The sequence below is a fragment of the Chishuiella sp. genome, from assembly GCF_032109125.1.
GTDB lineage: Bacteria > Bacteroidota > Bacteroidia > Flavobacteriales > Weeksellaceae > Empedobacter.
Genome location: NZ_DAMCLZ010000010.1, coordinates 114,670 through 120,619, shown reverse-complemented (window position 1 = coordinate 120,619; position 5,950 = coordinate 114,670). Strand labels below are relative to the sequence as shown.

Genomic DNA, 5,950 nt, shown 5'->3' with positions numbered 1-5,950 from the left:
CACATCGGTTTTTGGTGCCGCTAGTTGGGGTTCGAATCCCTGTGGGTCTACAAAGTCTTATGCTTATAAAGTATATATCTGAAATATGGTATAATTGCAAATTGAAATATAATTTTTACAGACCCATGGTGTAACGGTAGCACATCGGTTTTTGGTGCCGCTAGTTGGGGTTCGAATCCCTGTGGGTCTACAAAGCAGAAATGTAATTCTATTACTTTCTGCTTTTTTTATTCTAATAATTTTCCATTCTATTTAAATCATTTATAAGTTTTTTAAATTCATTTAATCAAATGAATTTATATATTTGTATTTATAAATATGTTTTTTGTTTGTATATTGTTATATAAATTTTAATATTAATGAGAGATTTAAATAAAATAAAATATTCTGTTTTAGATTTAGCTTATGTAAGGGAAGGTGATTCAATTCATCAAACTTTTAAAAATACATTAACTAATGCTCAAACAGCTGAAAACTTAGGATATACACGTTATTGGCTTTCCGAACACCATAATATGCAAAATGTAGCTAGTGCAGCAACTTCTATATTAATTGGTTATGTCGCAGGAGGAACAAAAAAAATTAGAGTTGGTTCTGGTGGAATAATGTTACCAAATCATACAACATTATCTGTTGCAGAACAATTTGGTACATTAGAATCTCTTTATCCAAATAGAATTGATTTGGGTTTAGGAAGAGCTCCAGGGACAGATCAATTAACAGCTTCTGTACTTCGTAGAGGAAATAATTTTATGAATTATAATTTTGAAGATGAAATACATGGTTTGTTAAATTATTTTAATCCAGATAATAATATAAATAAAGTTCGCGCAATTCCAGGAGAAGGAGCAAATGTTCCATTATATATACTCGGTTCTAGTACAGATTCTGCTTTTTTAGCTGCTAAATTAGGAATGCCTTATGCTTTTGCAGGACATTTTGCTCCTCAACAGTTTTATAATGCTGTAAAAATTTATAGAAGTCATTTCAAAGCATCAGAATATTTAGATAAACCATATATTATTGCTTGTGTAAATGTCATTGCTGCAGATACTGATGAAGAAGCTCATTATTTATCAATGTCAATGTATCAAGGTTTTTTAAATATAATTACAGATAGAAGACAACCTATAGTTTCTCCTGATAAAACAAATTTAGATTTGGCATCACCTGAGCAGAAATATGTACTGGAAAGTATGACTGGATTATCATTTATTGGAAATAATAAGTCATTAAAGGATAGTTTTCAAAAATTTTTGACAGATGCAGAGATTGATGAAATTATGGTATCTTCTAATATTTATGATAAAGATGCAAAAACTAATTCATATAAAATTATAAGTGAAGTATTTAATTAATATAGTAATATCAATATTTAGCTAAAAAAGACGGATTGTATCCGTCTTTTTTTATTTACTTAGTTGCCCTATTTTTTCCCAAGAAGGATCAATATCTAATTTTACGGCTATATAAACATCATTTCCTTTAGAATTAAAAGCTGTTCCTTCAGATAATTCTGCTTCAATTTGTTTTGGAGTAAGTTTATACATAGCACCAGTGATAGGATCTACGATTAAACCAACTATTCCTGCAAAAATGACATTTCCAATATACCAAGCATTAAATTTTCTTGTTAATTTAGTTTCAAACGTTTTGTAACCATCTAATTTTATCATTACATCATATTCTTTTTTCTTACGTTCTAATTTTTTTTCGATTGGTGTTTTGCCAATTTCAATTTCATTGATGTAAACAGTAGCATTTGAAGGTGTACTTTTAAAATTAATTGTTTGTTTAGAGCCAGATACAATAGTAGCACAGCTTGATAGAGACAATAATGCTCCACCAAATAAGATCATAGATAATTTTTTCATATAAAAATTTAATAAATATTTTATTCTAATGTTAGTGTATACTGAGGGATAGATTTTAAATCTCCATCATAATAGTAATATTCAATTTCCATTCTAGTGCAAGTACTCCATAAATCTGCACCTTTTGATTTTACTACTTTTACAATATTAGCACCATTATCTCTTGCAATTTTTCTTGCTTTTTCTAAATTAGAATTATAACTACAATCAGTAGAGAAACCTGAGTCTTTAATTTTAGAAGAACCTACTTTTGTTGCACCAAATGGGACTTCGTGTTTTTCAGATAAAAAAGCAAAACCGTCATTTTTAGATATAGATGACCTTATATCAGTAAAATTTGATTTTATTGAAGCCGCACAACTAAATAATGAAAAAATAATTAATGAGTAAATAATTAATTTCATATTGAAAATTTTAGCAAAAATAAACTTTTTATTAATAAAAAAAAACAATATTACATTACAGTAATTACAATTTATTCAATCTATCCTCAATCTGGCTCGAGTATATTTCTAAAAAAACTTCATTATACGGATCAGCTTTTTTATATGATTTATTGGTTAAATCGAGGCTTTTTATATAATTAAATTTAGCCGAATCTTTCATCTTTAATTTATTGAATGTTTCTGCTTTATAAAAATAGGCTTCAGCAGTATTAGAGTCGATTGAAATAGTTTTATTATAAAGTTCAAGAGCTTCTTTGTTTAAATTTAGGTCAGCTTTCATTTTACCTAAATAAGTATAGGTAATAGGAATTATATTCTTTTTATCTTTTTCTGAATCAAAATATTTATTATAATATAACATTGCAGAATCGTATTTTTCTAGACCTTGATAACAAATAGCCATTCTATAGTAGATATTATCTCCCCAAGGATATTCGGTAGTTTTTGAAATTTTATCTAATTGATGAAAGTCTTTCAAAGCATTTTCATAATCTTTTAATTTATCTAGTTTTATCCAACCACTATAACCTAAATGTGATAAGGGATCTAAATGTGTGGCATTTTTTAGTCGTTTCATTCCAATTTCATGATCACCACGTTTGTTATAAGCGACAGAAGATTCCCACCAAAATTTAGAATTCTTAGGATATTTCTTTAATAAATAATCAAAAGTATAATCAGAATAATAAGACCCTTGCCAATTTCCAGCTAATTGAAAAAGAACTTCTTTTTTAGAGAAAATATAATTTTTTATAAAAAAATAGCTATAAAATAAGAATGGAATACAGATTAATAGTATTAAGGAATTCCAAATAAAACGAACATATTTATTTCTAAAAAAGGTCTTTAACTTTTCCATCTCTAATCTTTATATTTAGTTGATAATAGGAATCTTTAGATAAAAAGTAGGGTTGGCTATTCCAATCTTTTAGTTTCAAAACTTCATTAACAATATTCTTTTTTAATTCATCACTTAAATCAACTAATTCAAAAGATTGATTCGTTGCTTTTATTCTAAAATCTCCTATTTGGTTATGACAATTAATAATAAAACGAATATTTATATTTCCAGAAAAATTTGGATAATCTAAAAGAGATATTTCTTTAAAAATTTCTTTTCGAATTCCGTAACGACCTGTTTTATAATCGCTTTTAGTCTCATAAAATTCAGAAACAATAAATCCACATTTACTAAATTTCTGATTAGTTTCTATCATCTCACTTTTAGAATAACTACCAACTTTAGGAATAATTGTAGTAATAATTATTCCTAGAGAGAGTAATGTTAAAAATAAAGTTACGAATAAGGTATATTTGGTTAGTTTATACATTATAATTATTTAAAAACTTCTTCAGCTTCTAAAACACTAGATGGTCTACCAACATCAATCAGAATTCCTCCCGAATGATTAAAACCTAAAATAGTTTCGGTTTTCATCAATTCCATGTAAACTTTCATGATAGAAAATTTTCCTTCATAATTAATGTTATTAAACAATTCTGGTTTGATGATATGAATACCAGAAAATGCTAATTCATTTAAATTTTTAGAAGCATTTTTTGCTAAAATTTCTTCATTAGTATTCAGATTTCGCCAACCTTGTAATTTCATTTTTTCATCGAAAAGTAATTTTCTTGACGAATTTCTGTCCGATACTGCAAGTGAAATAATTGCATTATTTTCTTGATGAGCTTTTATGAAATTAGAGATATTCAAATCGGTTAAAATATCAACATTCATAACAAGAAAATCAGTATCAAAAAAATGTTTAGCATTCACTAAACCTCCACCAGTTTCTAAAACTTCTGGTCGCTCATCAGAAATATGAATTGTAATATCAAAATTATTATTCTCATTCAAAAAATCAATAATCTGATCTGCGAAGTGAAAAACATTAATTACAATTTCAGTAAAACCATACGATTTTAAATATTCTATATTACGTTGTAGTAAAGATTTTCCATTTACAGGAGCCAAAGCTTTAGGATGATTTTCTGTAAAAGGCTTCAGTCTTGTGCCTAATCCGGCAGCAAAAAGCATTGCTTTCATTTAATTAATATGCTTCGTTAATCCAGTTTTTTTCTTCTTGTACAACGTGATTTAAAGTTACTTGTACCTCTGGAAATTTTTCTTCAATGTATTTTGCTGTTGCATCAGCAGAATAAACAGAACGATGTTGACCGCCAGTACATCCAAAATTAATTTCTAAATTTTCGAAACCACGTTGAATGTAATCTTCTATAGATACATCTATAACCTGAAAAACACCAGTTAAGAAAATAGCAATTTTTGTTTCTGTTTCCAAATATTTTTTTACTTCTTCATCACGTCCAGTTTGTGTTTTATATTTTTCTATTCGCCCAGGATTTAAAATTCCTCTACAATCAAAAACAAAACCTCCACCATTTCCTGTTGGGTCAGTTGGAATTCCTTTTTTATATGAAAAACTACGTACGTTAATATTTAATTTAGCCATTGATTATGTTATTTATTTGTTTTTTTGTTTCAGTTTCAGTAAGTATAGTAATAATTCTTTTTAGTTCAGGATAATTTTGTAAAATTGGATAATCCAAGATTGATTTTAGGTTATCCAAACCAAAAGAAATACTTTCTATAAAGTGTGATTTTCTTTCAATTAATCCCCTCAATCCATAAGCACCTAGAACTTGTAATAAACGAGCTACAACACAATATTCATAAGACCTTCTACAATCTATAGGAACTATTGTTTCATCCAGTTTTTTAATTTCTTCAAAATAATGATTGTATAATTCATTTTTAAAATCAGTTGAAAGATTTGCTTTTGCTTGCCATGTAAGGGAAACCAAATCATAAAAAATTGGCCCATATAAACCACCTTGGTAATCAATAAAATAAGGTTTGTTATCTTTTATCATAATATTTCGTGATTGAAAATCACGAAATACGAAACCTTTAGGTGATAATTGCTCAAATTGTGAAGCAAATAAATCAAAATCTTTAATTAATTTTCCTTGATTATAGGTTATATTAATACTATTCAAAAAGTAAAATTTAAATAAAAATAAATCTCTTAGAATAAGTGTTTTGTCAAGTCTCGGATAAGAATATGCTTTATAAAAGTCAATCGATTTCCCTGCTTCTAATTGTGTTTTCGCAAGTAGCTCAATAATTTCAAAATAATATTTTTTTGCTTCAATTGTATCATTCTGAATAGCATTCATTAATGTTTCATCTCCCAAATCGGTTTGTACATAAAGACTAAAATCATCACTTATCATATAAATTGTAGGAACATTAGAAACTGTTTTTTTTAATTCTTCTGTGTAATAAAAAAATGTTTTGTTTTCTTCTATATTACTACTCTGACAAAGAATATATGATTGATTATTGTCGAAAAATCTATAATATTTTCTTTCTGATCCACCTCCAGTTAAAATCCGTAAAGAAGATATTGCTTCTTGTGAATAATGTTGATTTAGAAAATTGATAATATTAGAATCCATTTTTACAATTTTATGCAATTTACATTGAATCTTTTTTCTAGCATAATTTTCTTTTGGGCAATCCCTTCGGGCCGCGCTTTTGTTGCAATCTTTTTCTGAAGAAAAAGGATTTCCACGACAATCGCTATTGCGATATAAAGTAAT

At 27.2% G+C, this 5,950-nt stretch carries 8 protein-coding genes and 1 tRNA gene; 2 read left to right on the top strand and 7 right to left on the bottom strand.

The window, feature by feature from the left end:
* Nucleotides 1-119 precede the first annotated feature (119 nt).
* Nucleotides 120-190: transfer RNA gene (locus tag RT575_RS11375), tRNA-Gln, on the top strand.
* A gap of 169 nt (nucleotides 191-359) precedes the next feature.
* Nucleotides 360-1,358, top strand: coding sequence for an LLM class flavin-dependent oxidoreductase (locus RT575_RS11370; RefSeq protein WP_313580941.1), 999 nt, complete (start codon nucleotides 360-362; stop codon nucleotides 1,356-1,358).
* A gap of 51 nt (nucleotides 1,359-1,409) precedes the next feature.
* Here the strand turns inward: RT575_RS11370 and RT575_RS11365 are convergent, their stop codons facing one another.
* From RT575_RS11365 to RT575_RS11335, 7 genes are all read right to left on the bottom strand, one after another.
* Nucleotides 1,410-1,874, bottom strand: a complete 465-nt coding sequence (locus RT575_RS11365; protein WP_313580938.1) for a PEGA domain-containing protein — start codon at nucleotides 1,872-1,874, stop codon at nucleotides 1,410-1,412.
* Nucleotides 1,875-1,894: 20 nt separating this feature from the next.
* Entirely contained in the window at nucleotides 1,895-2,278 is a 384-nt protein-coding gene (locus RT575_RS11360) for a hypothetical protein (protein ID WP_313580936.1), read from the bottom strand.
* A 64-nt stretch (nucleotides 2,279-2,342) separates the two neighbouring features.
* Nucleotides 2,343-3,179: a hypothetical protein gene (locus tag RT575_RS11355; RefSeq protein WP_313580934.1), complete on the bottom strand. Its 837-nt coding sequence runs from the start codon at nucleotides 3,177-3,179 to the stop codon at nucleotides 2,343-2,345.
* Nucleotides 3,154-3,651, bottom strand: a complete 498-nt coding sequence (locus RT575_RS11350; protein ID WP_313580932.1) for a hypothetical protein — start codon at nucleotides 3,649-3,651, stop codon at nucleotides 3,154-3,156. Before RT575_RS11350 ends, RT575_RS11355 begins: the two co-directional genes overlap by 26 nt.
* A gap of 5 nt (nucleotides 3,652-3,656) precedes the next feature.
* Complete coding sequence (locus RT575_RS11345; protein ID WP_313580931.1) at nucleotides 3,657-4,370, bottom strand: nucleotidyltransferase family protein; 714 nt, start codon at nucleotides 4,368-4,370, stop codon at nucleotides 3,657-3,659.
* A gap of 4 nt (nucleotides 4,371-4,374) precedes the next feature.
* The gene (locus RT575_RS11340; RefSeq protein WP_313580929.1) at nucleotides 4,375-4,797 is read right to left on the bottom strand and encodes an RNase adapter RapZ; all 423 of its coding nucleotides are present in this window, start codon (nucleotides 4,795-4,797) and stop codon (nucleotides 4,375-4,377) included.
* The gene (locus tag RT575_RS11335; RefSeq protein ID WP_313580927.1) at nucleotides 4,790-5,806 is read right to left on the bottom strand and encodes a phosphotransferase; all 1,017 of its coding nucleotides are present in this window, start codon (nucleotides 5,804-5,806) and stop codon (nucleotides 4,790-4,792) included. The genes RT575_RS11340 and RT575_RS11335 overlap by 8 nt, the downstream gene beginning before the upstream one ends.
* Nucleotides 5,807-5,950: the final 144 nt, after the last annotated feature.